Source organism: Nannocystis exedens (assembly GCF_002343915.1).
In the GTDB taxonomy this organism is placed as follows: domain Bacteria; phylum Myxococcota_A; class Polyangia; order Nannocystales; family Nannocystaceae; genus Nannocystis; species Nannocystis exedens.
Window position 1 is genome coordinate 3,700,150 of the sequence record NZ_NETK01000001.1, and the last position, 25,904, is coordinate 3,726,053.

A 25,904-nucleotide genomic window follows, 5' to 3' on the forward strand; every position below is an offset into this window, starting at 1 on the left:
CGCTCCGCCTCAGGCTATCACGGACCCGGCTCCGTCCCCGAAGAGAGCGCTCGGGCGAGGTCGTGGTCGGCGATCGCCCGCGACACCGCCAGCGCGCGCCGGGCCCGCTCCACCAGTTCCGTGCAGGCCTCGCGCTCGATCCGGGCCCCGTCGGCCGCGAAACAGGTTCCTCCGGGGGGAATGTCCCGCCCGGCGACCGCAAACAGGCGCCCGTCGCCCACCGCCGAGCCGTCGGGGAGGGCGGCCACCCCCGGGCCGGCCCGACCCGGGACCAGCGGTCGGCCGACGAAGGCGGGCGGCGCCGGCACGCCGAGGTAGTGCAGCCAGGTCGGCGCCAGGTCGACGTGGCTGCCGACGGCGTCGACCTCGCCGGCGACCTGTCCCTTGGGCAAGACCAAAAAGCCCGGCACCTTCTCGAGCCGGAGCGGCAGCGACGGCGACCCGGCCGGCTCGCCGGCGAGCGCCGCGATCTCCGGCGTGACCCCGAGGCGGGCGTCGTGGTCGCCGTAGATCGCCACCGCCGTGCTGTCCGCGAGGCCAGTCGCCTCGAGCCCGGCGAACAGCTCGGCCAGGGCCGCGTCGAGGTGGTGGATCCCGTGGAGGTAGTTGCCGAGGCTCGTGCCCTCGAGCGCGCCGAGCTGCAGCCGGCGCAGCGCGGGGGGGAATTCGTCGTACGGGTGGTGCAGGCTGAGCGTCACCAGGAACGCGAAGAACGGCTTGTTCGCCGCGGCCAGCTCCGGCAGCATGCGGGCGAAGAACGCCTCGTCGGCCAAACCCCAGCCGATCACCGGCCCCGGGCCGAGCTCGCGGTCGAACAGCGAGCGGTCGAACCCGTAGCGCGGGTGCAGCGTCGCGCGGTTCCAGAACCCGCGCTTGAACGGGTGGGCCGACAGCGTCGCGTAGCCGGCCGCCTTGAGGGCGTGGGCGACCGTCTCGAAGTGGTTGCCGGCGCGCAGGAACGCGACCGCCCCCTGGCCGAGGGGGTACTGTGAATTGAGGATCGCGTACTCCGCGTCCGAGGTCATCCCCTGGGCGGTGATGTCGACCACCGAGCTGTAGTAGAGCGCACGTCCGCGCAGGCGGTTCAAAAACGGTGTGATCTCCTGCCCCGCGACGGTGGCGCCGATCGTCCAGCCCTGCAGCGCCTCGGCCTGGATCACCAGCAGGTTGGCCCCGCGCGCCAGCCCGAACCCGGGCGGGGCGGCCCGGTCGCGCGCGGCGAAGAACGCCGCGATCTCGGCCCGCTCCTCGGCCGCCAGCGAGCGCTGCCCGATCGCCCCCGCGACCGTGCGCACCACGTCGAACAGGTGGGCCCCGAGCACCCCGAAGCGGCCGGCGTTGTGCTGCTCCGAGAACACCCGCGAGCCGAGGCCGCTGCGCATCGCCCCGCCGAGGCCGACGGCGATCGGCAGCGACCCCAGCAGCAGCGCCGCCAGCCCGAGGAGCGTCGCCCGCCGGCGCACCCGCGGGCCCGGCCGCGCCTCCGCCCGCGCCCGCGGCCACGCGCACGCGAACACGAGCCCGGCCAGCGGCGCCGCGGCCAGCCAGGCGTACTCCGGCCGCAGCAGCGCCCGCACGCTGGCGCCGATCGCCCCGACCTGGTGCGCCCCGAACAACGCCTGCACCGGCACGATCGCCCCGAGCACGTGCATGTACAGCAGATCGGCGAGCAGCAGCACGGCTGTCCCGAGGGACAGGACGAACGCCAGCCACGGCCGCGCCGCCGCGGGCGCCAGCAGCACCACCAGGCTCGGGACCGCGGCGGCGCCGATCCCCGCCGCGCGGCCGCCCTGCCACAGATCGATCGCCGCCAGCTCGTGGAACGTCGCCCCGAGCCCGGCCATCGCCGCCCACAGCCACAGCGCCGGTACCAGGTCGAGCGCGGCCCACCGCCACGAGCCGGGGGCCGGCCGCCGCCGCCGCGCCAGCGCCACCGTCGCCGCCGTCGCCAGCAGCAGCGCCGACTGCCACCAGGCCGCGCGCAACGTGACCTTCACGACATGTTCCGAAGGACCGCCGGTCGGCGGCGGGAACCACCGCACCTGCTCGCGCACCATCGCCAGCGCCAGCGTGTAGCTGCCCGCGCGCGGCGGCCCGGCGACCCGCACCGCCAGGGTCGCCGTCTCGCCGGGCGCGACCGCGTGCGGCAGCTCGGTGCGCATGCCCTCGTGCTGCAGCGGCGTCCCGTCCGCGCCGCGCCAGCGGTACGACAGGCGGTCGCCCGCGGCCGGCGACCAGGTCTCGGCGCCGGTGTTGCGCACGGTGACGGTGAACGCGTCGCTGCCCGAGGCCGCCAGCCGGGCCGGCCAGTCGGCGGCCACCAGCTCCCACGCCAGCGCCGGCGGGCCGACGCTCGCCGCCGCCGCCAGCTCGCGCTCGGGAGCGATCCACGCCTCGCCCTCGCGGACCAGCCGCGGCGCCAGCACGTAGTCGCCGGGCGCCTCGGGCGGGCGCACCCGCAGCTCGAGCTCGACCACCTCGCCCGGCTCGACCGGCCCCGGCAGCTCGGTGCGGATGCCCTCCTGGACATGTCCATCAGGACCTGTCCATACGTAGCTGACCTTGAGGCCCTGTCCCGGGAGCCATGTCTCGTCGCCGCGGTTCTCGAGCGCGAGCTGGGCCAGCGCCGGCAGCCCGGCCTGCAGCGGCGGCAGGCTCAGCGACAGCGCCGCGAACGCGTCGCGCGGGGCGCCCACCTGCACCTCGGCCGCCGCCGCCCCGCTGCCCGGCCCGTACCAGGCCACGCCCTCGCGGACCGGCTGCCACACCAGCGTGTACGGCCCCGGCCGCGCCGGCGCGCGCAGCTCGGCCGGCAGGACCACGCAGCCGCCGGGCTCGACCCGCGCCGGCAGCCTCGTGCGCACGCCCTCGAGCCGCTCGCCCTCGCCGCCGAGCCAGTGGTAGCTGAGCGCGTCGCCGAGCTCGTCGGCCCACGCGTTCGCGCCGGTGTTGCACAGCCGCACCCGCGCGGTCGCCCGCGCCCCGGCGGCGACCTCCCGCGGCGCATCGACCTGCGCGATCGACCAGGTGCCGGGCGCCGGCCCGACGTCGACCGCGACCGCGTCGCCGCCCCCGACCGGCGGGTCGTACCAGAACGCGCCCTCGCGCACGAGCGCCCAGCGCAGCACGTATCGCCCCGCCGCCGCCGGGGCGACGAACGAGGCCGTCAGCGCGACCGTCTCGCCCGGCGCGACCGGGTACGGCAGCCGCGTGCGCGCCCCGTCGCGCTCGAGCACCGCGCCGTCCGGCGCCTCCCAGTGGTACGACAGCCGATCTTGCTGTCCCTCGGACCATGTCTCCCGGCTCAGGTTCTGCAGCGTCACCCGGACGCCGACCCGCTGCCCCGGGGCCAGCGCCCTCGGGGTCGACTCGCCGGTGAGCCGCCACGCCGGGGCCGCCCGCGCCTCGCCGGCCGCCCCCGCGGCCAGACCGATCGCCAGCAGGAGCGCGCGCGTCGACACCGGCCCCGGACCGTAGTGCCGCGCGCCCGGGATTTCAACCGCCCGCGCCGGCGCCGCGAAGCCGGGGCTCCGCCTCTCGAGCGCGCGCGATGCCTCACCGCCGCGAGTGCGACGGCCGCGGCTCTCGCCCGCGCGATGCTTTTAATTGAGCAAGCGAGCCGCCCCTGCCCCGAGCCGCCTCGGCTCCGCGCGACGCGACCTGCTACCCTCGCGGCATGGCCCTCGCGCACCGCCCCGCGGTCGACGGCGACTACGCCATCTTCGCCCGCCTCTTCCCCGAGCTCGACACCGGCGACCCGATCCCCTCGCCGGCGCACTGGGCCGCGGAGATCGCCCCCAACACCTGGCTCTTCGAACAGGACGGCGCCGCCGTCGGCTACCTGTTCTTCGAGCGCCTCGAGGGCGTCGGCTACATCCGCCACGTCGTCGTCGCCCCCGAGCATCGCGGCCGGGGCCTCGGCCTCGCCATGCTGCGAGCGGCCGCCGCCGAGCTGCGCGCGGCCGGGTGCGCCACCTGGTGCCTCAACGTCAAGCCGGGCAACCTGCCCGCCGTCGGCCTGTACCAGCGCCTCGGCATGCGCGAGGCCTACCGCTCGACCGCCCTGCGGTTCGCGTGGTCGCAGGTCGACGCCCTGCCCGCGCCGGACAGGTCGTTGCAGACGTGCGCGATCGAGCCGGCCGACGACGCGGCGATCGAGGCGGCCTTCGCCCTCCCGCGCGGGCAGCTCGCCGGGAACCGCGCCGCCGGGCGGGTGCTGCTCCGCCTGCTCGACCCGGCCGAGCCGACCGCCGTCCACCTCGGCTTCGCCTCGTTCAACCCCGACTTCCCGGGCGCCTTCCCGTTCCGCGTCGCCAGCCCCGAATTCGCCGCCCCGCTGCTGGCGGGCCTGCGCCCGCACGCGCGCGACGACAAGCCCGACATGGGCATCGTCGCCGAGGCCGACCCCGGCCTGACGGCGCGCCTGGTCGCGATCGGCGCGCGCGTCCACATGGAGTTCTGCCACTTCCAGGGACATGTCCCGGAGGACATGCCCTGAAAGACTTCTTGATTGAGGAAATGACGAAGCTCCGCACCGAACCTTATCACTCACAAAAGACCCGCTGGCCGCAGCAGGGCCGGCACATCCTGGCCCAGTTCGACGCCGACACGATCGTGGTCTACCAGGCCTACCGCCCGGCGATCGGCCGCTTCGCCGCCGAGCACCAGCGCTTCGGCGGCCCGTTCAGCCTCGAGCGGATGACGTGGATCAAGCCGAATTTTCTGTGGATGATGTACCGCTCGGGCTGGGGCACGAAGGAGGGCCAGGAGGTGACGCTGGCGGTCCGCCTCCGCCGCGACGCCTTTGATAAGGTGCTCGCGGAGGCGGTCCACTCGACCTACGTGCCGGAGGTCTACGGCGAGCGCAAGGCGTGGGAGCAGCTCGGCAAGCGCTCCGACGTGCGCCTGCAGTGGGACCCCGACCACGGGCCGTCGGGCGACAAGCAGGAGCGGCGGGCGATCCAGCTCGGCCTGCGCGGCGCGGCGATCGCCGCCTACGCGCGCGAGTGGATCGTCGAGATCGAAGACATCTCCGCGTTCGTCGCCGAGCAGCGCCAGGTGTGGTTCGAGGGCGACCGCAGCGCGCTGGTCACCCCGCGCGAGGAGGTCTATCCGGTCGACGACCCGGCCGTCGCCGCGAAGCTCGGCATCGGCCTGGCCTGAGGAGCATGTCCTCGGGGACATGAGCGATCAGGCGGCGCCGCGACTCGGTGGACATGTCCTCGGGGACAGCCTTCGCGCGCCCGCCTGCCGGCCGATTCGCGGCCCTCGCCCCGCGCGGCGGGCCGCCGCCGAAACTCACCGGAACGACGTCAGCGTGCGGCCGCCGTCGATCGTGTGCAGCCCGCCGGTGATCCAGCCGGCCTCGTCGCTGACGAGGAACGCCGCGAGCGCGGCGATCTCCTCCGGCTGGCCGGGGCGGCCGAGCGGGTGCGTCGACTTGGCGCGCTCGAGGAACGCCGCGTAGTCGGCGACCGCGCCGGTGGCGGTGTGCAGCTCGCTGACGACCACGCCCGGGCAGATCGCGTTGACCCGGACCCCGCGCGGCGCCAGCTCGAGCGCGAGGCACTGCGTGAGCATGTCGAGCGCCGCCTTGCTGACGCAGTACGACAGGATCGTCGGGTACGGGCGCAGGCCGGCGATGCTCGACAGGTTGACGATCGACGGGCCGCGGCCGTGGACCAGCGAGGGGGCTGCCCTTCGGGTCAGGTCGTAGACCGCCTCGAGGTTCGCGTCCATGATCCGGCGCCACTCGTCGGGCTTCGGGCTGTCGAGGATCGAGTCGTTGCCGATCACCCCGGCGGCGTTGACCAGCACGTCGAGGCCGCCGAGGCCCTGCAGCGCCTCGTTGACGGCGCGCTCGTTGTCCTCGCCGCGGGTGTGCTCGGCGGCGATCGCCACCACCTCGACGCCGGCCGCCCGCGCCCGCTCGGCGGTCTCCTTCAGCCGCTCGAGCCGCCGCCCGGTGATCGCCAGGTTCGCGCCCTCCTCGGCGAACCGCAGGGCGATGGCTCGCCCGATCCCGCTGGTCGCGCCCGTGACCAGCGCCCGCTTGCCCGTGAGTCGCTTCATCGCCGCGAAGCTATCACATCGTGAACGTGTGCCGGTGCGTCGACTTGGCCCGCGTCGGCCGCAGCAGCGCCGTCTTGACCACCCGCGCGACGCAGTTGCCGAGCGTGCTGCCGGCCTGCGATCCGGTCGGCTCGGCGCTCTTGACCGCGCCGTCGGCCCCCACCACCACCTGCACCGTGACCTCCATCTTGCGCAGCGAGAACCGCGAGCACTCGAGCTTGACCCGCGCGCCGACCTTGTTCATCGCCGCCGCGAACTCGCCCGCCGTCAGCGGCCCGGGCCCGCTCTTCGGGCTCTTCGGCGCGGCGCGGACCGCCGGCTCGGCCTCGGTTTCGGTCTCCGCCTCGGCTCCGGTCTCGCTCCCCGGCTCGGCCGTCGTCTCGGCCGCCGGTTCGCCCGCCGGCCCCGCCGGCTCGCGCGCCTGGGGTGCCGCCTCCACCGGCGGCTCGGCGACCGGCGCCACTTTCGGCGCCTCGGCGACCGGCGCCGCTTTCGGCGCCTCGTTGACCGGCGCCGCCGGCAGCGCCGGCAGCACCGGCGCCGCCGCGATCACCGGCGCGGTCGCGACGGCCTGGGTCACCTGTTCTTTCGTATAAAACCTTTTGGCCATGGTCCAAAGGACAGCCGAGAACACCAGCAGGATCGCGGCGCCGACGGCGATCGCCACGCGCGGGCGGATCCCGCTCGGCTCGGGCTCGGGCGGCGGCGGCAGCGGCGGCGGCGGCGGCGCGAGGGCGGCGTCGGCCTCGGCGATCGCGGCCCGCAGGGCGGCCGAGAACTCGCCGATCGTGGCGTAGCGCTGGTCGCGGTCCTTGGCGAGGGCGCGCAGGACCACGTAGTCGACGGCCTCGGGGATCTGCGCGGCCGGCCGGGCCTGCGACGGCGGCTGCGGCTGCTGCATCAGGTGGGCGGTGAGCGTCGACATGAAGCTCTCGCCGGCGAACGGCAGCTTGCCGACCAGCAGGTCGTAGAACATCACCCCGACGGCGTAGATGTCGACGCGCGCGTCCGGCTTGAGCCCGCGGATCAGCTCGGGCGCGACGTACTCGGGCGTGCCGAGCAGGCCGCTGCCCGCGCTCGACGGCCGCTCGACGTCGCTGTCCTCGATGATCTTGGCGATCCCGAAGTCCAGCACCTTGATGAAGTCGGGGTCGTTGCCGCGGCGGATCCGGAAGCAGTTCTCCGGCTTCATGTCGCGGTGGATGATGCCCTGCGCGTGCGCGGCCTCCAGCGCCGCGGCGATCTGCAGCACGATCGCCGCCGCCCGCCGCCACGGCAGCGCGCCCTCGCGTTCGCTGGTGCTCGAGAGGTCCTCGCCTTCGAGGTACTCCATGACGAGGAACACCAGCCCGTCGCCGGTCGAGCCGAAGTCGGTGATGTCGACCACGTTCTCGTGGCGGATCTTCGAGGCCGCCCGCGCCTCGTTCAAGAAGCGCTCGACCTCGGTGCGTCGCTCGCTGTGGGCCGCGTCGAGCACCTTGACCGCGACCGGCTTGCGGATCACGACGTGCTCGGCGCGGTACACCGTGCCCATGCCGCCGTGGCCGATCACCCGCTCGAGCCTGTAGCGGTCGGCCAGCGTGTGGCCGAGCAGCGGGTCCGGCCCGTCGGCGGGCCACATCCCGCGACCGGAGCCGCTCGACTTGCGCGGGCGGAAAGAACGCGAAGCCATCGGGCCGGCCCAGCATAGCGGAAGTCGCCCCGCCGCGATCCTCGCGGCTCGCGCGTGAAGCAGGGCTCATCTGTCCCGAGGGACAGAAATTTCCCGAGGGGACGGAGCGTCGCGCGGCGGTCAGAACCGCCAGCGCAGCGCCGCGCCGCCGCCCGACGGCGAGGCCAGCGGCCACAGGGCGACGGCCGCCGGCTCGGGCGCGGACGGCCGCCCGGCCCCCTGCTTCGCGCGCACCCCGACCACCAGCAGGGCAATTCCGGCGCCGAGCGCCAGCGAGCCGAACACGCCGCCGACCACCGCCATCGCGTTGTCGCCGCGACCGCGCCGCTCGAGCTCGGTCAGCTGCGGGTCGTCGGGCATCAGCTCCGGCATCGCCTGGACCAGCGCGGCGCCGTCGGTTTCGGTGCGCTGGCCGCGGACCATGCCGCCGACCATCAGCCCGAGCAGCGCCAGCCCGACCCCGGCCGTCACGCCGCCGGCGATCAGCAGCTTGTTCGGGTGGCGCGGCCGGTCCGGCACGTCGCTCGGCGCGGGCGGCGGCGGCTCCTCCTCCGGCACCCGCGGCAGCTCGAGCGCGGCGCAGTCGAGGTCGGCCTCGCGGGCCTTGGCGGTCAGGAAGTCCTTCCGGACCTCCTCGCGCAGCCCGGTCGCCTTGACCATGTCGGGCGACTTGCGGCCGCGCTTGCGCTCCTGCTCGGTCTCGATGAAGTCGGCCAGCGCCCGGTCGGCGGCGCACAGGTGCGCGGCCGGGTGCTCGTTGCCGCGACGCTCGCCGCCGGCCGTGTAGGCGCCGCGGTGGGCGTCGACCAGGTCGAACAGCACCGCCGCCCGCAGCTCGCGCTGGCTGACGGAGATCTGGGAGTACGCCGCCGCGAACTCGCGCGCGGCCGCGGGGAAGCGGCCGGCGTCGCGCTCGGCCAGGCCGCGGTCGTAGGCGCTCTGGGCGGCCTCGGAGATCGGCGCCGGCTCGGCGGCCGTCGCGAGTCGCGTCGGCCCCGCCAGCGCCGCGGCGACGACCACCCCGCACCAGCGGGCGCGCGAACACGAGGTCGCCAGCGAGGTCAACATGCGGAGGGGGCGGCGGCGCGGAAGCGCGCGGACGGACGCGGCGACGCGAGGATAGATCGCCGCCCGCAGGCGACACAAGCCGCGCCGAACGCCGACACCTCCGCGAGCGAACCCACGCGTCCCCGCGTTCGCCGGCGGCGCCCGGGGAATGCGAGGCGCCCAGCCTGTCCTTCGGGACAGGTGAACAGCGGGTCCCCTGGCGAGGCCGGTCGCACCGCGCTCGCGGTCGCAAGCCGCCCCGGCGTCCGCACCGGCTGCAGGCGCCGTCGTGCCGGTGCCGTGGCTCGCCGCGATGCTCCTCGCGGTCGGCGTGCTGCCGGCGGACCCGTCGCCGGTCGCCGAAATGCTGGACTCGCGCGGACACGCCGAGCCCGGGTCAGGGCGCACCGCTGCACCGCCGTCACCGGCCGCTGCATCTCGCGTGCGCCCTGCTCCGCCCCGGCGCCACGCGGCCAGGACGACTTTGTTTTCAGGCCCCGACGCTCATCACCGGCGCGCGGTGGGCGGCGCGGATGATCTCGTCGGCCGCGGCGGCGAGGATCTCGGCGCGGCCGCGGCGGTCGAACGCGGCCACCGGCTTCATCGGGTCGTTGAGGCCGTAGAAGCTCGAGATCCGCACGCACTTGCGCTGTCCCGTGGTCGGGTCGTCGAACTGGTAGTCGACGAACGCGTCCATCGCCGGGCGCATGTAGAGGCACTGCACCGCGGCGCGCGGGTGGGGTTGCGAGGCCAGCAGGGCCGGCAGGCGGTGCTCGGTGATGAACGCCGAGGCGAGGAAGCCCGGCGAGATCAGCAGCACCGTCACGCGCGCCCCCGCGAGGGCCCGGCGCAGCTCGTGGGCGGCCCCGGCGACGCGCAGGTCGTCCCAGAGGTCGAGCATCCACGCCTTCTGTAGCGGCTTCAGGTGGACCTGCAGCTCGCCGAGGAGATCGCGCTCGCGGTGGCTGTAGGCGACGACGACCCCGGTCCGGACCGGCTGCGCCTGCTCGCGGGGCGAAGACGACGTCGAGGTGGCAATGACCGACGGCCCGCTCATACCGGCTCCCTTCTAACAGATTCCGCTACACTTTCGCGCATGCCCCTGCGGTCTGTCCCCTGCGCCCTGTCCGTCCTGACCCTCGCGCTCGTCGCCTGCGGTCCTTCGCCCGAAGCGTCGAGGGCGAAGCCGACAGCCGAATCTGTGAAGTCGACTACGCCTGAGGCAGCACCTGCGACGCCGACACCGGCGCCGACGGAGCCACCGGGGGGCCCGCAGCTCTCGATCAATGCGCCGGCGTCCTCGGTGCCCGACCCGCCGTGGTTCTCGCCGGCGCTGCTGCCGGGGACGACGGTGACGAAGAAGGGGCGCTCGCCCACCGATGACCAGGGCCGCTTCACCGCTCAGATTCTGTTCGCGTTTCCGGCCGGCGCCACCTTGAAAGACTGCGTCGATCCGCTGGCCGCGGCGCTGGCGAAGATCGTGCCCACCGTGCAGCGCGAGGAGAAGGAAGGGCGCGTGACGCTGACCGGCGACACCCCCGAGCAGCACGTCATGTTCATGTGCGGCGACGCCAAGGGCACGCTGACCGCCTTCGTCAGCTACCGCTGGACGCAACCTCCGCCGGCCGCGCCATAGGGCGAGCAGGCTTCCGCTCGCCGGCCGCGGGGCTCGTCGGCCGCGAAGCTCACGGCGTGAGCGCCGGGTGTCCGGCCCCGCCTTCGCACGAGCGAGGGATGGCCTGCCCTCGCATCGTCGCGCGAGCGAGGTCGACCTGCCCCGGGCGTGCCGCTCGCGACCCCGCGGGCCTTACTTCTTCTTGTGGCCCGCGCGCCGCTGCTCCCGCGCGCGCTCCTTTTGAAACTTCTTGGCGGCCGGGTTGTTGCGGTTGGCCTTCGGGGCCGGTTGGCCGTCGGGGGCGAAGCGCGGCGGCGTCTCGCCGACCTCGGGGATCGTCTGCCCCTCGCAGAACTGCAGCATCTGCAGCAGGCCGGCGTTGAGGAACGGCGCCACGCCGAGCATCATCCGCTTCTCGATCTGCATCAACGCCACCTGCTGGCGCACCGGCAGGCGGATGTTGCGGGCGACCACCTTGTCGAAGCCCGGCTCGCGCGGGTCGGAGCCGCTGGGGTCGCTGACCACGAAGTGCATGCGGCACGCGTTGGGGCGCGCCTCCCAGGCGCGGCAGCGGTGGGTCTGCGGGTCGAGCAGCGGGCACAGGTCGCCGCGCCTGGCGAAGGCCAGCCGGCCCTCCTCGACCGCGGCGTCGGTCATCGCGATCTTCTCCGGGTCCTTGCCGGTGTGGCGCTGCTGGATCTCCTTGAACTGGGCCTCGCCGAGCTCGGCCAGGCGCTTGGCGACCTCGGCGAAGTCGCGCCACGGGCGGATCGTGCGGTAGATCAGCAGCGCCTCGACGCCGCTGACGCCGACCGGCTGCTCGTAGCAGCAGCGGAACCCCTCCGGCGTGCCGGGGCGCGCGGCTGTCCCCAAGTTCATGTGCTTTGCGACAGCCTCGACGTAGGCGTCGTAGGCGGCGACGAGGCGGGCGGCGGCGGCGTAGAAGCCCTTGGGGGCGCGCTTGTTCAGGGCGATGTCGGCGAGCCCGGGGAGGGCGGCGATCTCGTCGAGGGCGGCCTGGATGGCCGCGACTTGCGGCTCGGTGGCCTTGCGAACTGCCCGCGGGATGCGGGTGATCTGGTCGCGCGGCATTTTCGGCCGGCGCCCGAGGAGCCGCTTGAAGAGAGCCAGGACCATGAGGCGGCGACTTCTTAGCAGAGGGGCAGAGCTTTTTCACGGGCGTGCGCCTGCGGCCCGGTTGCACCGCCTGGCTTGCGCGGTTAGCGTTGCCGCCGATGTCGACCCCACGCCACCTGCTCCGCCGTTCTGCGGTCTTCGCCCTGTTCGTCGCGCTCGCCTCGTCCCCGCTCGCCTGCAAAAAGGGCGCCGACACGGCCGGTCCCGACGCCGCGGGCGGCTCCGGCGACCAGGCCGCAGGCACGGAGCTGCGCTACAAGGCCGGCCCGTACAAGCTGCGGGCGGACGTCAAGTTCAGCTTCAAGGCCACCTCGCCGCAGGGCGTCAACGAGGCTGCGGGCGACCTCTCGGGCCTGCTCGACGTGACCGACGCCGGCGGCAAGCTCAAGGTCGGCCTGTCGGTGACCGAGGTCCGCGACTTCGTGCTCGGCAAGGACATGCTGCCGCCGCCCAAGGAGGGCGAGACCCCGGTCGACCCCAAGACCGCGGTCCAGGGCTTCACCGGCGCCTTCGTCGCCGACATGCGCGGCGAGCTCGACGAGGCCGGCACCAAGGCGCTGCCGGAGACGGCGGCGGCCAAGGAGAAGAAGGGCGTCGAGGCCGCCGTGGCCGGCTTCGCCACCGGCGTGCTCGGCCTGCCCGAGCTGCCGAAGGTCGCGCTGGTCGAGGGCAAGACGGTCGAGACCAACGAGCGCAAGGACGAGAACCTGCAGGGCCTGGTGATCCCGGTCGACACCGCCAGCAAGTTCACGTTGCTGAAGATCGACAGCTCCTCGGGCAAGCGGATCGCCGAGATCAAGTACGAGTCGGAGTCGTCCGGCGCCGTCGAGCAGGGCAAGCAGATGATCACCCTCGACGTCGCCGCCGAGGGCACCGTCCTGTTCGACCTCGACGACCAGCTGCCCGTCCGCCGCACCTCGTCGTCGACGACCAACATCTCCGCCGGCCAGATGGGCTTCGAGATCGTCAACACCATCGACACCACCTTCACGCGCGCCTGAGCCCTCCTCGAGGTCGTCCTTGCGACCGGCCTCGACCTTCTGCGCTCGGCATGACCGCGCGCGTCCGTCACTCCTCCGAGGTCGCCATGACCGAGCCCATGCGCGCCGTCGTCCTCCTCAGCGGCGGCCTCGACTCGACCACCGTGCTCGCGCTCGCCGCCGCCGAGGGCCGCGAGACCTACGCCCTCAGCTTCCGCTACGGCCAGCGCCACGAGGTCGAGCTCGCCAGCGCCGCGCGCCAGGCGGCGCGCTTCGGCGCCCGCGCCCACGAGGTCGTCGACCTGGCCCACCTCGGCCGCCTGGTCGCCGCCGGCACCTCGCTGCTGCGGGCCAGCAGCGAAGCTGTCCCCAAGGACAGCGAGCCCGCCGCCGGCGCGATCCCCAGCACCTACGTGCCGGCGCGCAACACCCTGTTCCTCGCCTACGCGCTCGGCTGGGCCGAGGTCCTCGGGGCCGCGGAGATCTGGGTCGGCGTCAACGCCGTCGACTACTCCGGCTACCCCGACTGCCGCCCGCAGTTCCTGGCCGCGTTCGAGCGCCTCGCCGCCGAGGCCACCCGCGCCGGCGTCGAGGGCAAGCCGCTGCGCGTACGCGCCCCGCTGATCAGCTGGTCGAAGAGCCAGATCGTCCAGGCCGGCCTGGCCGCCGGCGTCGACTACGCCGACACCGTGTCCTGCTACGACCCCGCCGTGGAGGGCGACCGCCCGCGCGCCTGCGGCCGCTGCGACAGCTGCCGCCTGCGCCGCGACGGCTTCGCCGCCGCCGGCGTGCCCGACCCGACCCGCTACGCGTGAGCGCCGGCACCCGCCTGTCCGCGCGGACAGGCCCTCACGCGATCGCGCCCACCTGTCCCTCCGGACAGGTGGGCGCCGCTCCACCCGAGCGCCCGGCGCTCAGAACTCGCGCACGCCGGGGATGACGTCCTCGGCCGGCTTGGGCTTGCTGTTGTCCTCGTCCTTCTTCGCCTCGAAGGTGTTGTGGTCCTCGGGGAAGTGGCCGGACCAGTACAGCAGGCGGCCGCACGACTCGCAGGCGGGGATCTCCCGGCCCTTGAGCAGGCGGGTGTACATGATGTGGGGGATGACCATCTTGCAGGCGGTGCAGCGCTCGCGGTGGGCGGCGACGAAGGCGACCCCGCCGAGGCGCTTGCGGATGCGCTCGTAGGAGGCGAGCGTCTCGCGGTCGATGTCCTTGACCAGGCGGGCGCGGACCTTCTTGGCCTTGTCGATCTGCTCGCCCAGGCGGGCCTGCTCCTCGCCGAGCTTGGCCTTCTCGGCCTCTGCGGTCTGGCGCAGCGCCTGCAGCTGCGCGTCCATCTTGGCGATCTGGGCCTCGGTCTTGTTGACCGCCTCTTGCAGCTTGCCGATCTCGCCGGTCCGGGTCTGGACCATGCGGCGGGTGGTCTCGAGCTCGCGCTGCTGCGCGGTCAGCTCGCGGGCGGTCTTGATCGCGCCGAGCTTGGCCTTGCTGCTGCGGATCAGGTCCTCTTCGTCGTGGAGCTGCATCTCCTGCCGCTGCTGGAACGACCGCGTGTCGTCGAGCTTGCTGCGCTCGGCCGAGAGCATCTGCTCGAGCTTGTGCAGGTCGGTGTCGAGGGTGGCGATCCGGCTGGGGATCTCCCTCAAGCGCCGCTCCATCAGGGTGAGGCGACGGTCCTGTCGCTGGAGCGTACGAAGGGCGGGGATTTGCGGGTGGATATCTGTCATGGGGACGCCTGTGGGTGGGCCCACCTGGGCTTGAACCAGGGACCAACCGGTTATGAGCCGGCCGCTCTGACCGACTGAGCTATGGGCCCGTGCGACGCTGGGGGATCGTCATGTCCAGAGTAGGTAACGGAGGGCGGGGACGTCAAACTCGGCGGCATCGCGCGAACACCGCAGGCGCACCTTCCGCTGCTTGCGACGGCCGCCCCGGGGGCCCGCGCTGGGGCTGTTCGATGCATCGTGTTAGTCTGCGCGACCCGTGGCCACAGACGCCAGCGAACTCAGCAAGGGCGGCCTTTCTCTCGGCTTTGCCAAGCTCTTCTTCCTGCTCGCCGGCTATGCCGTCTCGATCGCCCTGACCCGCCTCGTGCCTCCAGGCACGTTCGGTGATTACACGGTCGTAAGCCAGATCATCGCCATCCCGAACATGGTGCTGATCCAGACGCTGCTGTTCGCGGTCAGTCGTCCGATGTCGGCGGAATACGACGCCGGCCTGCCGTCCTATGACGGCCTCAGGCGGCGGGGCTTCCGCCTCGCCGGCATCCTCGGCGGGCTCGTCGCCGTGGTCTTCATCCTCGGCGCCGACCCGCTCGCGACCTACGCGCTCAAGGACCCGTCGCTGGCCGGCGCGCTGCGGGTCGTCGGCATCATCCCGCTGATCTACGCCGCCTACGCGGTCAACGTCGGCACCCTCAACGCCGTCCGCAAGTTCCAGTTCCAGGCCGGCCTCGACATCTTCATGGCGATGACGAAGACGACGCTGATCATCGGCGCCGCCGCCATGGGCTTCGGGCTGGCCGAGATCCTCGGCGGCTTCACGTTCGCGTCGCTGCTGGCGTTCGGCCTGTCGATCCTGTTCGTCGGCCGCTGCCGCCCGCGCAACGCCGGCGGCGGCGCCGGCCCCTTGCCGGCGATGGCCGAGTTCACCGGCCTTTTGCTGGTGTTCACCGCCGGCGTCAACCTGCTGCAGGCGCTCGACCTGGTGCTGCTCAAGCAGTTCACCGCCTCGCAGGCGCAGAAGGACGCGGTCGGCTTCTACTCGAGCGCCAACCTGGTCGCGCGCGTGCCCTACAGCATGATGAACGCGGTCAGCCTGGTGATGTTCCCGCTGATCGCGACGCTGCAGGCGCAGAGCGACCGGGCGCAGATCCAGCGCTACGTCACGGCGACGGCCAAGATCAGCGTATTCTTGCTGTGCTTCATGAGCAGCGTCGGCGCCGGCGCGGCGCCCGAGGTCCAGCGGCTGCTGTTCCCGGCCGCCTACGGCGAGGCCGCGGGCGAGCTGCGCCTGCTGGTGTGGGGCATGTCGGGCTACTCGCTCACGGTCACGGCGGCGTGGATCTTCAACAGCACCCGCCGCTCGCAGCTGGCGCTGCTGCTGATCGCGGTGCCGCTGGTGGTCGTCAGCGTCGCCGGGTTCGTGCTGGTGCCGCAGAGCTTCACCTCCGGCGCGGCCACGGCGGTGGCGATCGGCGGGGCCGCCGGCGCGGTCGCCAGCCTGATCGCCCTGGCCCGCAGCCTCGGCGCCGCCCTGTCGCCGGTCTACCTGCTCAAGCTGCTGGCCGCCGTCGCGCTGGTCGAGGCCGCCTCGCGCGCGTTCGCCCCGACCGGCAAGATCCTCATCATCGTCAAGCTGGCGCTGCTCGCCGCGGTCTTCCTCGGCGCCGTCGCCGTCACCCGCGCCGTCACGCCGGCGGAGCTCCGCGAGCTCCGCAAGAAGCGTGCTCCCTAGGACATGTCCCAAAAGCCCTGGCTCATCATCTCCAAGCCGCTGCGGCCGCCGTTCCGCGACGGCAGCACCGTGCTGCTGCGCGACCTCGTGCAGCACATGCCGGAGAATCGGCCGCTGGCCTACCTCGGCGACCCGGGGGCGCCGCTGCGGCCGGTCGGCGACCGGGTGATCGGCGCCCCGCCGGCCGGCTACGCGCCGACCATGACCGACAAGCTGCGGGCGCTGGCGGCGATGCTGCGCCACCCGAGCATGCCGGTCCACCTGTCCTTCACGCCAGGCAAGGCCACCGCCGCCGTCGTATCGCTGCTGCGCCGGCTGCAGCCGCGGCGGCTGTTCGTCCAGAGCTTGATGTCGTCGCACGGGGCCGAGGCCTGGACCCCGCTGCTGCGCCCGCTCGACGCCGTGGTCGCCCTGTCCCACGGGACAGCCCGGCGCCTGCGCGACGCCGGCGTGCCCGAGAGCAAGATCGCCACCATCCGCCCGGCCGTGGCGGCCACCGCCGCCGATCATCCGGCCGAGGTCGCCGGGCGCAAGCGGCTGTTGTACGCCGGCGACCTCGACGGCGAGATCGCCGCCCGCCTCGTCGCGCTGGCCCGGGCCACCGCCCCGAGCGGCTGGTCGCTGACGATCGCCTGCCGGCCCAAGGCCGAGGGCGACGCCGAGGCCCGCGCGGGGCTGCAGCGCGAGCTCGCCGGCGACCTCGCCTCCGGGCGGGTCGAGCTGCTGGCCGAGGTCGCCGACATGGACGCGCTGTACCGTCGCAGCGCGCTGCAGCTGTTCGCCGCCACCCACACGCGAAAGAAAGTCGACCTGCCGCTGGCGCTGCTCGAGGGCCTGGCGCGCGGGGTCCCGGCCGCGATCGTCGACGTCTCGCCGGCCGCCGAGCTGCTGCACGTCGGCCACGACGCCGGCCTGCGCGCCGGCCTGGCCGCCCCCGCCGAGCCCGACGCCTTCGCCCGCGCGATCGCCGAGGTCGTCCACGGCGACACCGTCGCCGCCTGGTCCGAACACGCCGCTGCCCTCGCCGCCCGCGAGTTCTCGCTGACGCAGATGGCCGGCCGCTACGACGCGCTCTACAGCGACCTCGAGCGCAAGCGCCGGGATTGATCTGCTCCATGGGGCATGTCCTTCGGAACATGCCCGAAGGCGCTCCCGCTCGCCGGGCTCGCGCCGCCTGACCGCAGACACCGCGAGCCCCTGTCCTTCCGGTCATCCCCTTGAAGGGGGCCCCCTCGCTGGCCTTGAAGTCGACCCGGTCGCTAGCCCGCCGCCGCGAGCGCGGCGCCGGCCTCGACCTGTCCCCCGCACGAACCCGTGAACCGCGCCCCCGCCGAGCGCGGTGCTTCGGACATGTCCTCCGGACCATGCGCGCCCGAACATGTCCCCACGGACATGTCCTCATTTACCAAGACAAGCGGGAGGAGGAGCGGACGAGCGGGGTCGTAAGCCGGGTTTTGTCCCTGGGTTCGTCGCCTCCCCCAGGTGGCGGTCATTCTTCTACGCGGCGCTACCCGGGGCGGGACGGGCAGCCCCTGGTGACTTCCTTGCGGAGAGCCACCGTGCCCCTGTTTGGCCTTGCTCCGGGTGGGGTTTACCGTGCGGTCCCTGTCGCCAGGTCCCCGGTGCGCTCTTACCGCACCTTTTCACCCTTACCCGCGCGGACGCGGGTGGTTTGAGTTTCTGTGGCACTTTCCTTCGGGTCGCCCCGACTGGCCTGCGCCAGCACCCTGCCCTGCGGAGCCCGGACTTTCCTCGAGTGCTCTCGCCCGTGAGGACTACTCACTCGCGAACGCCTTTTCCCCCTCGGCCGCTCCTCTCCCGCCGGGCGGTGTAGCACGCGGAGGCGCGCTGGCCAAGCCGGGACGCGGCGCGCGGAGCGGCCGCCGTCAAGGCAGCGACGGCAGCGTGTCGGTCGCGGTCTTGCTGAGCTGACGGACCGCGTGGCGCTCGTCGTGGTCGTTGCAGGCGAGCACCACGACGACCGTGATGTTGTCGTCGCCGCCGCGCTCGAGCGCCAGCTCGGTACAGACCTGCGGCAGCTCGGAGTACAGGTTGTCGCGGGCCAGCGCCGCCAGCTCGTCGAGCGACACGTAGTTGGCGAAGCCGTCCGAACACAGCAGGTACACGTCGCCGAGGTTGACGTTGACCGGCACGATGTCGGCCTCGACCAGCCGTTCGAAGCCGACCGAGCGGGTGATGATGTGCTTGAGGTCCGACTCCTGGGCCTCTTCCTCGGTGATGAGGCCGGCGAGCACCTGCTCGTTGAGCCAGGAGTGGTCGGTGGTCAGCTGGCACGCCATCGCCGAGCGCAGCAGGTACGCGCGGCTGTCCCCGACGTGGACCACGTAGCCGCGGTCGCCGTGGAACAGGATGCCGGTGAGCGTGGTACCCATCCCGTGCAGCGAGCGGTCCTGCTGGGCCTGGTCGTAGATCCGGGCGCTCGCCTCGCTCGCCGAGGCCTGGAGGATCTCCGCGATCGCCTCCGACCACGCCTGTTGCGGCATGCCGTGCAGGCGCGCCATCCCGCGGCGCACGACCTTGTTCACGACGTCGGCGCACATGGCACTGGCATGCGCCCCGCCGGCGTGGCCGCCCATGCCGTCGGCGACGAGGTACAGCCCGAGCGAGCTGTCGACGAGGAAGCTGTCCTCGTTCGCCATGCGGACGCGGCCGACGTCGGTGGATGCCCACGCGATCAAGCGCACAACCTGGACGATACCACGTGCGGCAGCGAGTCGAGAGTCATCCCGCGGGGCCTTCGTGCAGGCGGCACGGGCCGCCGGTGCAGACGCGGGGGCGCCGGCAGCGCGTGAGTAAACCGACAGCTCCGGGCCGCGCCGGCGGGCGGCGCGGCGGCGGAGCGGTCTTTGGGGCCAGGTGCGGCTGTGGGCGCCTGGGCGCCCGAATCACACGCGGAAGGCCGCCGGCTCGTCGGACATGGAGATCTCCGCGCCGTCGAAGCGGATCCGCTTGGGCTTGTCGTCGAGGACGGTGAGGATGGAGACCGGGCGCCGCCAGATCCGCTCGACGTTGCGGAGGGTGTCGCGGGCGTAATCCATCTTCAGGTCGACGCCCTCGTGGCGGTGGCCGAGCAGCAGCTCGCTGCGGTTGAGGTAGTTGGCGTCGACGACGTAGATGAACGGCTGGCCGAAGTTCGACAGCTGCTGGAGGATCTGCTGCTTGATCTTGCTGAACTCGCGGCCTTCGATCTCGAGCCGGCCGGTGCGGCGGTTCTCCTTGTAGGTGAAGAATTTCTGCTCGCGGCAGAAGTCTTCGGTGAAGAACTCGTCGAGGAAGGTGACGTCGTTGTGCATGCGCCGGACCTCGTAGAGCTTCTGGCGCCCGAGGCCGAGCTTCTTGTCCCACGCCGCGCGCTGCGACAGCGAGGTGCACTCGTCGTACTCCTTGCCGAAGCGGCCGGTGTTCCAGCGGTCTTCGATGTGGCGGTAGAGCTCGACCCCGAGCTTGTACGGGTTGAGCTGGCCGGGGCCCATCGCGGTGACGCCGCTGGCGGCGTCGGCGTAGTCGATGAGCTCGTCGTCGCGCAGCGCCCGGGTCGTCATGATGCGCGAGTGCCAGTAGGTGGCCCAGCCCTCGTTCATGATCTTCGTCTGCATCTGCGGCAGGAAGTAGTAGGCCTCCTCGCGGATGATGCCGAGCACGTCGGCCTCCCACGCCTCGAGCGGGGCGTACTGCATGAGGAAGCCGAGCACGTCGCGCTCGGGGTGGGGCGGGTTCTTGCGCTTCTGGGCCTCGTCGGCCTGCTTCTTCTTGGCCTTCTGGGCGGCGAGCAGCTCGGGCGGGTTGATGTAGCCCTCGAGGTAGCTGCGGGTGTTGTGGAGGCGGCCGGGCTCGGGGCCGGAGGGCTCGGCCTCGGCCTCGGCGGCGGCGGGCTCGGCGGCGCGGCGGCTCTCCTTGCGGCGGAACGGCAGCCAGGGGTCGATGAGGTTGTCGACCGACAGGCAGGTGTCGACGAAGGTCTCGACGTTGGACACGCCCTGGCGGTCCATGTAGCGGCGCACGCGGGCGGCGTTGTTGGCCATCCCGTCGATCATGCGGCGGTCGGTGTGCGAGAAGAAGTAGTTGTTCTTGAAGAAGTCGCAGTGGCCGTAGACGTGGGCCATCACGAGCTTCTGGTCGACGAACGAGTTGCCCTCGAGCAGGTAGGCGTAGCAGGGGTTGGTGTTGATGACGAGCTCGTAGATCTTCGACAGCCCGTACGTGTGGCTCTTGAGCATGTGGTCGTACTCCATGCCGAAGCGCCAGTGGGGGTAACGGACGGGGAAGCCGCCGTAGGCCGCGATCTCGCACATGTGGCGGTAGTCGACGGTCTCGAACACGACGGGGAAGGTGTCGAGGCCGAACTCGTCGGCGTACGACTTGATCTCGTCCTGCAGCTCGCGGAGCGCGGGAGGCAGCTGCGTCATGACTAGCGGCCCCCCTTCAGGAATTCGCGGATCGAGTCCATGATGTCGTCCTTGCTCTTGATCTCGGAGGTCACGAGGGCGATGTTCTTGGCGAACGCGGACCGCAGGTCCTTGATGAACTGGCCCGAGCCGTAGGGCGACTCGACCTGGCCGTAGCCGAACTGGTTGCAGCGCGGGAGCAGCTGGTGCTTGACCAGCTGGATGCACGTCGCGGTGTCGTCGACCGACCAGTTGTCGCCGTCGCTGAAGTGGAACGCGTAGATGTTCCACTGCTCGGGGTTGAACTCGGCGTCGATCAGCTCGGCGCACAGCTTGTAGGCCGAGCTGATCATCGTCCCGCCCGACTCGCGGGTGCGGAAGAAGACGTCGCGCTCGACCACCCGCGCGGTCGCGTCATGGATGATGTAGCGCGACTCGAGGCCCTTGTACTGGCTGCGCAGCCAGGTGTCGATCCAGAACGACTCGATGCGGACGATCTCCTTCTGCTCGTCGCCCATCGAGCCGGACACATCCATCATGTAGATGATCACCGCGTTGGTCTGCGGTCGCGGGTCGGTGCGCCACGAGCGGTAGCGGCGGTCCTCGCGGATGGGCACGATGACCGGGCGCGCCGGGTCGTAGGAGCCCATCGCCACCTGGCGGCGGAGGGCGCGCTTGTAGGTGGCCTTGAAGTTGCGCAGGCTCTCGGGGCCGGTGTTGCGCAGGCCGACGTAGCGGTCCTTGCGGGTCTCGAGCGAGTGCGTCCCCTTGGGCTGGATGTTCGGCAGACCGAGCTCTTCGCCCATGATTTGAGCGAGCTCTTCGAGCGTGACCTCGACCTCGAGCGCCTTGCCGCCCTCCTGCTCGCCCGCCTTGCCCGCGCCGCCCTGGCCGTCCTTGCCGCTGCCACCGACCGGGTCGCCGGGCTCGCCGTCGCCCTGGCCGACGCCCTGGCCGCTGTTGTCGCCGTGGACGAACCGTGGGATGTTGATCTGCGGCATCGGGATGGCGACCGTGCCCTGCCCCTTTGGGGCGACCATGTCGCCGCGCGAGATGTATTTGCGCAAGTTCTGCCGAATTTTGCCGCGAATGATCTCTCGGAAGCGGCTGTGGTCCTGCTCGATGCGCGAAATCATGGATACTCAGAGTATGCGAGGTGCGCGGCAGATGCGAGGCGGATGCGAGGCCACGCGCGCCCGGCGGCGAAAATGCGAGTTTCTCCGCGGTGCGCGCCGACGTGCTCGGCGGCGCGTCGCTTCCGCGGTGGCCGCTTCCGCGACCCTCGTGTACCATGACGGGTACGATGTCATCCGTCTCGCTCGTCGACCGCGTCGCCGCCCTTCAGGACCAAAAGCGCTACGAAGACCTGCACTGGACCGGCACGTTCGAGGAGTACCTCGACCTCGTGCGGCGCAACCCCCGGGTCGCCCGGACCGCCTACGAGCGCCTGTACGACATGGTGCTGTCGCACGGCACCGAGGAGTACGTCGACAGCAAGAAGAAGATCACGCGCTACCGGTTCTTCCAGGACGAGGTCCACGAGGGGCGTGACGCGATCTTCGGCCTCGACATCCCGCTGATGCGGCTGGTCAGCGTGCTCAAGGCCGCGGCCCTGCGCTACGGGACCGAGCGGCGCATCATCCTCCTTCACGGGCCGGTCGGCTCGTCGAAGAGCACGATCGCGCGCCTGCTGAAGAAGGGCCTCGAGGAGTACAGCCGCACGCCCGAGGGCGCGCTCTACACCTACGAGTGGACGCTGCCGGAGGGGCTGCGCTACCTGACGGCCGGTCAGGAGTGCTTCTCGTCGCCGATGAACGAGGAGCCGCTGAAGCTGATCCCGTCCGACGTCCGCGAGCAGGCGATTACTTCGCTCGGGCTCGAGCGCGACGGCTTCCGCCCGTACGTCCGCGGCAACCTCAACCCGGCCTGCCGCTTCATCTTCCGCGAGCTGATGCTGCACTACAAGGGCGACTGGTCGAAGGCCGTGCGCCACGTGCGGGTCAAGCGGCTGCTGCTGTCCGAGGAGGACCGCATCGGCATCGGCACCTTCCAGCCGAAGGACGAGAAGAACCAGGACTCGACCGAGCTGACCGGCGACATCAACTACCGCCGCATCGCCGAGTACGGCAGCGACACCGACCCGCGCGCCTTCAACTTCGACGGCGAGTTCAACGTCGCCAACCGCGGCATCATCGAGTTCGTCGAGATCCTCAAGCTCGACGTCGCCTTCCTCTACGACCTGCTCGGCGCCACGCAGGAGCAGAAGATCAAGCCGAAGAAGTTCGCGCAGACCGACATCGACGAGGTCATCATCGGCCACACCAACGAGGCCGAGTACAACCGCCTGCTCGAGAACAAGTTCATGGAGGCGCTGCGCGACCGTACGGTGAAGATCGACGTCCCGTACATCACGAAGCTCAGCGAAGAGATCAAGATCTACGCCAAGGACTACAACCCGAGGAAGGTCCGCGGCCGCTTCATCGCCCCGCACACGCTCGAGATGGCGGCGATGTGGGCCATCCTCACCCGCCTCGAGGACCCGAAGAAGCACCAGCTGTCGCTGCTGCAGAAGCTCAAGCTGTTCGACGGCAAGACCCTGCCCGGGTTCACCCAGGACTCGGTCAAGGAGCTGCGCAAGGAGGCCGTGCGCGAGGGCATGGAGGGCATCTCGCCGCGCTACATCCAGGACAAGATCGCCAACTGCCTGGTGTCCGAGCGCGGGCAGATGAGCATCAACCCGTTCATGGTCCTCAACGAGCTCGAGGGCGGCCTGCGCAGCCACAGCCTGATCAACAACGACGACCAGCGCAAGCGCTACACCGAGCTGCTCGCGGTGGTCAAGCAGGAGTACGAGGACATCGTCAAGAACGAGGTCCAGCGGGCCATCAGCGCCGACGCCGACGCCATCGCGCGCCTGTGCGGCAACTACATCGACAACGTCAAGGCGTACACCCAGCGCGAGAAGGTCAAGAACCCGTACACCGGCCAGGACGAGGAGCCCGACGAGCGGCTGATGCGGTCGATCGAGACCAAGATCGACATCCCCGAGTCGCGCAAGGACGACTTCCGCCGCGAGATCATGAACTACATCGGCGCGCTCGCCATCGAGGGCAAGCAGTTCGACTACCGCACCAACGAGCGGCTCTACAAGGCGCTCGAGCTCAAGCTGTTCGAGGACCAAAAGGACAGCATCAAGCTCACCAGCCTGGTCTCGCAGGTCGTCGACCGCGAGGCGCAGGAGAAGATCGACGTGGTCAAGCAGCGGCTCATCCGCAACTACGGCTACGACGAGATCTCGGCGTCCGACGTGCTCACCTACGTCGCCTCGATCTTCGCCCGCGGCGAGATGAAGTAGGCCGGCGAACGCCGCCACCGACGCGCAGCGGGGGCCCTCGTGCCCCCGCTACGACGTCGCGGGCACGAGCGGCAGGTCGACGCGGAAGGTCGTGCCGACGCCCGGCTCGGACTCGAGGGTGATCGACCCGTGGTGGGCGTGGACGATCTCGCGGGCGATGTAGAGGCCGAGCCCCAGCCCGCTGAACGAGCCGACGCGGTGAGCCCGCTCGAACGGCTGGAACAGCTTGTCGCGGGCCTCCGGGGCGATGCCGATGCCGTGGTCCTCGACCTCGATGCGGGCCGTGCCCGGACGCGGCAGCATCAGCCGCAGCGTGACCGGGTGGTTCGCCCCGTACTTGAACGCGTTGCTGACCAGGTTGTCGAGGACCTGCTCGATGCGCCGCCGGTCCCACGCGGCCATCACCGGCGGCCCGTCGCGCGGCGGCAGCTCGAGGCGCAGCCCCGCGCGCGCGCGGGCGTCGTGCTCGCACAGCTGCGAGCAGTAGGTCGTGAGCAGCTCGCAGACGTCGGCGTCCTGCGGCTCGAGGAACAGCCTCTTGTGCGACAGCCGGGTGGCGTCCAGCATGTCGCCGACCAGCGAGTCGATCTTGCGCGCCTGGCGGATGATGAGCTGCAGCGCGGCGACCAGCGGCTCCTTGACCGCCGGGTCGGGGCTCGGCGCCGGCAGCTTGCGCAGCAGCGACTCGGCGCGCAGCAGGATCGAGGTGATCGGGGTGCGCAGCTCGTGGCTGGCGACCGAGAGGAACTCGTCGCGCACGGCGATGGCGTCGCGCAGCACCTGCTCGGCCTGCTTGCGCGCGGAGATGTCGACGAGCGTGCCCGACATGCGCACCGCCTGGCCGGCGTAGTCGGAGAACACGCCGCCCTGCGAGAACAGCCAGCGGTCGCGGAACTCGGGGTCGTACAGGCGGAAGTCGCAGCGGAAGGTGGAGCGGGTGGCGATCGCGTGCTGGAGCGCCTGACCGACGCGATCGCGGTCGTCCGGGTGCAGCAGCTTGATGAAGTCGTGGATGTCCTGCGGCTGGTAGTCGGGCGACATCCCGAGCAAGGTCTTGGTCGTGTCGGACCAGATCGCCTGGCCGGTGCGCACGTCCCAGTCCCACACCCCGGTCTCGGCGGCGCGCATGGCCTCGTTCACCCGGCTGAGCTCGCGCAGGCGCGTGCTGAGGTCGACGACGTAGCCGATGAACTGGTTGAGCTGCGGCCGGACCAACGCGTAGCCGATCAGCACCGGCACGCGGCTGCCGTCCCTGCGCACGTAGTCCTTCTCGTAGGGCCGACACTTGCCGGTGCGCAGCGCCTCCTCGATGCCCTGGTGGTCGCGCATCAGGTGCTCGGGCGCGGTGCAGCGGTCCCAGCGGAATACGCCCTGCTCGAGCTCGTCGCGGGTGTAGCCGAGGATCCGCAGGTACTCGTCGGTGGCCTCGACCAGCTCGCCGTGCATGTCGCTGACGAAGATGCCGACCAGCTGCGCCAGCCCGCCGGCCTTCGCGGCCTCGTAGACCGCCGTCTCGCGCAGGTTCTCGACCACGCACACGGCGCCGAGCAGGCTGCCGTCGGCCGCGAGCACCGGCCTCGCGCTCTCCCGCACGCGGAGCTGCCGCCCGTCGCGCCAGCTCAGCGCGTAGCTGTGCGCCGAGGTCCTCGCGCCCGTGCGCAGCGCGACCGCGACCGCCGTGTCCTCGCGCCGCAGCGGCGCGCCGGCCAGCGTGGCGAGCTCGTCCGCGGGGCAGTACGGCGGCGAGGAGGCGGACGACAGGCGCAGCAGCTCGGCGGCGTCGGCGTTGTACGCGACGATCCGGCCGTGCAGATCGCAGACATAAGTCGCGTGCGGCAGCGCCTCCAGCAGGTCGCGCGCGCCGAGCATCTCCAGTGCGTCGGTCCCGGTCATGGAAAGCGCAACGACTAGAGTACCGCGTGCGAACGCGGCGTGGCTGACCCGACGCCGCCGTTCGCAGCCACGCCGGTCCCGCGGGCGGCCCGGCCGAGATCGCGGCGAACTCACGCACACGGAAGGGCGGCCGCGCGGCCGGGCTCATCGGCAATTCCCCGACGCAGCCGTCCTCATGGCGTCGTCCATTCCAGCAGGCCCGCCCCGCCGGGTGACATCACCTTCGGGCAGGCGCGTCCAGTGACCTCGAGGCAGTCGCCGCGACCCGCTC

The 25,904-nt window shown here is 72.0% G+C and carries 19 protein-coding genes, 1 tRNA gene and 1 other RNA gene; 8 read left to right on the plus strand and 13 right to left on the minus strand.

Annotated features, from left to right (window positions below; all coding sequences use genetic code 11):
* Positions 1 to 17: 17 nt before the first annotated feature.
* On the minus strand, positions 18 to 3,461 hold the full coding sequence (locus tag NAEX_RS14485; RefSeq protein ID WP_096328085.1) for a sulfatase-like hydrolase/transferase: 3,444 nt from the start codon (positions 3,459 to 3,461) through the stop codon (positions 18 to 20).
* A 215-nt stretch (positions 3,462 to 3,676) separates the two neighbouring features.
* On the opposite strand from NAEX_RS14485, the gene NAEX_RS14490 reads away from it, so the two are divergent.
* A complete protein-coding gene (locus tag NAEX_RS14490) occupies positions 3,677 to 4,498 on the plus strand; it encodes a GNAT family N-acetyltransferase (protein WP_096328086.1) in 822 nt (273 codons plus the stop codon).
* A 20-nt stretch (positions 4,499 to 4,518) separates the two neighbouring features.
* Entirely contained in the window at positions 4,519 to 5,163 is a 645-nt protein-coding gene (locus tag NAEX_RS14495) for a DUF4291 domain-containing protein (protein ID WP_096328087.1), read from the plus strand.
* A gap of 135 nt (positions 5,164 to 5,298) precedes the next feature.
* Here the strand turns inward: NAEX_RS14495 and NAEX_RS14500 are convergent, their stop codons facing one another.
* The 4 genes from NAEX_RS14500 to NAEX_RS14515 all read right to left on the minus strand — a co-directional run bounded on the left by NAEX_RS14500 (position 5,299) and on the right by NAEX_RS14515 (position 9,848).
* Complete coding sequence (locus tag NAEX_RS14500) at positions 5,299 to 6,072, minus strand: SDR family NAD(P)-dependent oxidoreductase (protein ID WP_096328088.1); 774 nt, start codon at positions 6,070 to 6,072, stop codon at positions 5,299 to 5,301.
* Between the two features lie 13 nt (positions 6,073 to 6,085).
* Positions 6,086 to 7,744: a serine/threonine-protein kinase gene (locus tag NAEX_RS14505; protein ID WP_096328089.1), complete on the minus strand. Its 1,659-nt coding sequence runs from the start codon at positions 7,742 to 7,744 to the stop codon at positions 6,086 to 6,088.
* A gap of 120 nt (positions 7,745 to 7,864) precedes the next feature.
* Positions 7,865 to 8,812, minus strand: coding sequence for a hypothetical protein (locus NAEX_RS14510; protein ID WP_143141210.1), 948 nt, complete (start codon positions 8,810 to 8,812; stop codon positions 7,865 to 7,867).
* 469 nt (positions 8,813 to 9,281) lie between these two features.
* The gene (locus tag NAEX_RS14515; protein ID WP_096328091.1) at positions 9,282 to 9,848 is read right to left on the minus strand and encodes a TIR domain-containing protein; all 567 of its coding nucleotides are present in this window, start codon (positions 9,846 to 9,848) and stop codon (positions 9,282 to 9,284) included.
* A 246-nt stretch (positions 9,849 to 10,094) separates the two neighbouring features.
* On the opposite strand from NAEX_RS14515, the gene NAEX_RS14520 reads away from it, so the two are divergent.
* A complete protein-coding gene (locus NAEX_RS14520) occupies positions 10,095 to 10,427 on the plus strand; it encodes a hypothetical protein (RefSeq protein ID WP_096328092.1) in 333 nt (110 codons plus the stop codon).
* Positions 10,428 to 10,598: 171 nt separating this feature from the next.
* On the opposite strand, the gene NAEX_RS14525 is transcribed toward NAEX_RS14520, so the two are convergent.
* Positions 10,599 to 11,543 (minus strand): YkgJ family cysteine cluster protein, encoded by a 945-nt coding sequence (locus NAEX_RS14525; RefSeq protein ID WP_096328093.1) that lies wholly within the window; start codon positions 11,541 to 11,543, stop codon positions 10,599 to 10,601.
* Between the two features lie 98 nt (positions 11,544 to 11,641).
* On the opposite strand from NAEX_RS14525, the gene NAEX_RS14530 reads away from it, so the two are divergent.
* The gene (locus NAEX_RS14530; protein ID WP_096328094.1) at positions 11,642 to 12,544 is read left to right on the plus strand and encodes a hypothetical protein; all 903 of its coding nucleotides are present in this window, start codon (positions 11,642 to 11,644) and stop codon (positions 12,542 to 12,544) included.
* A gap of 50 nt (positions 12,545 to 12,594) precedes the next feature.
* Positions 12,595 to 13,338 carry a 7-cyano-7-deazaguanine synthase QueC gene (queC, locus tag NAEX_RS14535; RefSeq protein WP_170135721.1) on the plus strand — a complete coding sequence of 248 codons (744 nt, stop codon included), beginning with the start codon at positions 12,595 to 12,597 and terminating at the stop codon, positions 13,336 to 13,338.
* A 99-nt stretch (positions 13,339 to 13,437) separates the two neighbouring features.
* Here the strand turns inward: queC and NAEX_RS14540 are convergent, their stop codons facing one another.
* Positions 13,438 to 14,169, minus strand: coding sequence for a zinc ribbon domain-containing protein (locus NAEX_RS14540; protein WP_143825578.1), 732 nt, complete (start codon positions 14,167 to 14,169; stop codon positions 13,438 to 13,440).
* A 96-nt stretch (positions 14,170 to 14,265) separates the two neighbouring features.
* Positions 14,266 to 14,339, minus strand: a tRNA-Ile gene (locus NAEX_RS14545).
* 167 nt (positions 14,340 to 14,506) lie between these two features.
* On the opposite strand from NAEX_RS14545, the gene NAEX_RS14550 reads away from it, so the two are divergent.
* Positions 14,507 to 15,979 carry a lipopolysaccharide biosynthesis protein gene (locus NAEX_RS14550; RefSeq protein WP_096328096.1) on the plus strand — a complete coding sequence of 491 codons (1,473 nt, stop codon included), beginning with the start codon at positions 14,507 to 14,509 and terminating at the stop codon, positions 15,977 to 15,979.
* Positions 15,980 to 15,982: 3 nt separating this feature from the next.
* On the plus strand, positions 15,983 to 17,086 hold the full coding sequence (locus NAEX_RS14555) for a glycosyltransferase (protein WP_096328097.1): 1,104 nt from the start codon (positions 15,983 to 15,985) through the stop codon (positions 17,084 to 17,086).
* Positions 17,087 to 17,406: 320 nt separating this feature from the next.
* Here NAEX_RS14555 and rnpB read toward each other — a convergent pair.
* The 4 genes from rnpB to NAEX_RS14575 form a co-directional block, all read right to left on the minus strand.
* Positions 17,407 to 17,785, minus strand: an RNA gene (gene rnpB, locus NAEX_RS14560) — RNase P RNA component class A.
* A gap of 80 nt (positions 17,786 to 17,865) precedes the next feature.
* The gene (locus NAEX_RS14565; RefSeq protein WP_096328098.1) at positions 17,866 to 18,684 is read right to left on the minus strand and encodes a PP2C family protein-serine/threonine phosphatase; all 819 of its coding nucleotides are present in this window, start codon (positions 18,682 to 18,684) and stop codon (positions 17,866 to 17,868) included.
* 201 nt (positions 18,685 to 18,885) lie between these two features.
* Positions 18,886 to 20,406 carry a SpoVR family protein gene (locus NAEX_RS14570; RefSeq protein WP_096328099.1) on the minus strand — a complete coding sequence of 507 codons (1,521 nt, stop codon included), beginning with the start codon at positions 20,404 to 20,406 and terminating at the stop codon, positions 18,886 to 18,888.
* Between the two features lie 2 nt (positions 20,407 to 20,408).
* Positions 20,409 to 21,521 carry a DUF444 family protein gene (locus tag NAEX_RS14575; RefSeq protein ID WP_096328100.1) on the minus strand — a complete coding sequence of 371 codons (1,113 nt, stop codon included), beginning with the start codon at positions 21,519 to 21,521 and terminating at the stop codon, positions 20,409 to 20,411.
* A gap of 167 nt (positions 21,522 to 21,688) precedes the next feature.
* Here NAEX_RS14575 and NAEX_RS14580 point away from each other — a divergent pair, with 167 nt between their 5' ends.
* Positions 21,689 to 23,740 (plus strand): PrkA family serine protein kinase, encoded by a 2,052-nt coding sequence (locus NAEX_RS14580; protein ID WP_096328101.1) that lies wholly within the window; start codon positions 21,689 to 21,691, stop codon positions 23,738 to 23,740.
* A gap of 48 nt (positions 23,741 to 23,788) precedes the next feature.
* On the opposite strand, the gene NAEX_RS14585 is transcribed toward NAEX_RS14580, so the two are convergent.
* Positions 23,789 to 25,633, minus strand: a complete 1,845-nt coding sequence (locus tag NAEX_RS14585) for a PAS domain-containing sensor histidine kinase (protein ID WP_096328102.1) — start codon at positions 25,631 to 25,633, stop codon at positions 23,789 to 23,791.
* Positions 25,634 to 25,904 lie beyond the last annotated feature (271 nt).

What these genes read in the sequence shown, in the direction of transcription:
- NAEX_RS14490 (WP_096328086.1), top strand. Translation starts at nt 3,677, where the DNA reads ATGGCCCTCGCGCACCGCCCCGCGGTCGACGGCGACTACGCCATCTTC.
- NAEX_RS14495 (WP_096328087.1), top strand. Translation starts at nt 4,519, where the DNA reads ATGACGAAGCTCCGCACCGAACCTTATCACTCACAAAAGACCCGCTGG.
- NAEX_RS14500 (WP_096328088.1), bottom strand. Translation starts at nt 6,072, where the DNA reads ATGAAGCGACTCACGGGCAAGCGGGCGCTGGTCACGGGCGCGACCAGC.
- NAEX_RS14505 (WP_096328089.1), bottom strand. Translation starts at nt 7,744, where the DNA reads ATGGCTTCGCGTTCTTTCCGCCCGCGCAAGTCGAGCGGCTCCGGTCGC.
- NAEX_RS14510 (WP_143141210.1), bottom strand. Translation starts at nt 8,812, where the DNA reads ATGTTGACCTCGCTGGCGACCTCGTGTTCGCGCGCCCGCTGGTGCGGG.
- NAEX_RS14515 (WP_096328091.1), bottom strand. Translation starts at nt 9,848, where the DNA reads ATGAGCGGGCCGTCGGTCATTGCCACCTCGACGTCGTCTTCGCCCCGC.
- NAEX_RS14525 (WP_096328093.1), bottom strand. Translation starts at nt 11,543, where the DNA reads ATGGTCCTGGCTCTCTTCAAGCGGCTCCTCGGGCGCCGGCCGAAAATG.
- NAEX_RS14530 (WP_096328094.1), top strand. Translation starts at nt 11,642, where the DNA reads ATGTCGACCCCACGCCACCTGCTCCGCCGTTCTGCGGTCTTCGCCCTG.
- queC (WP_170135721.1), top strand. Translation starts at nt 12,595, where the DNA reads ATGACCGCGCGCGTCCGTCACTCCTCCGAGGTCGCCATGACCGAGCCC.
- NAEX_RS14555 (WP_096328097.1), top strand. Translation starts at nt 15,983, where the DNA reads ATGTCCCAAAAGCCCTGGCTCATCATCTCCAAGCCGCTGCGGCCGCCG.
- NAEX_RS14570 (WP_096328099.1), bottom strand. Translation starts at nt 20,406, where the DNA reads ATGACGCAGCTGCCTCCCGCGCTCCGCGAGCTGCAGGACGAGATCAAG.
- NAEX_RS14575 (WP_096328100.1), bottom strand. Translation starts at nt 21,521, where the DNA reads ATGATTTCGCGCATCGAGCAGGACCACAGCCGCTTCCGAGAGATCATT.
- NAEX_RS14580 (WP_096328101.1), top strand. Translation starts at nt 21,689, where the DNA reads ATGTCATCCGTCTCGCTCGTCGACCGCGTCGCCGCCCTTCAGGACCAA.
- NAEX_RS14585 (WP_096328102.1), bottom strand. Translation starts at nt 25,633, where the DNA reads ATGACCGGGACCGACGCACTGGAGATGCTCGGCGCGCGCGACCTGCTG.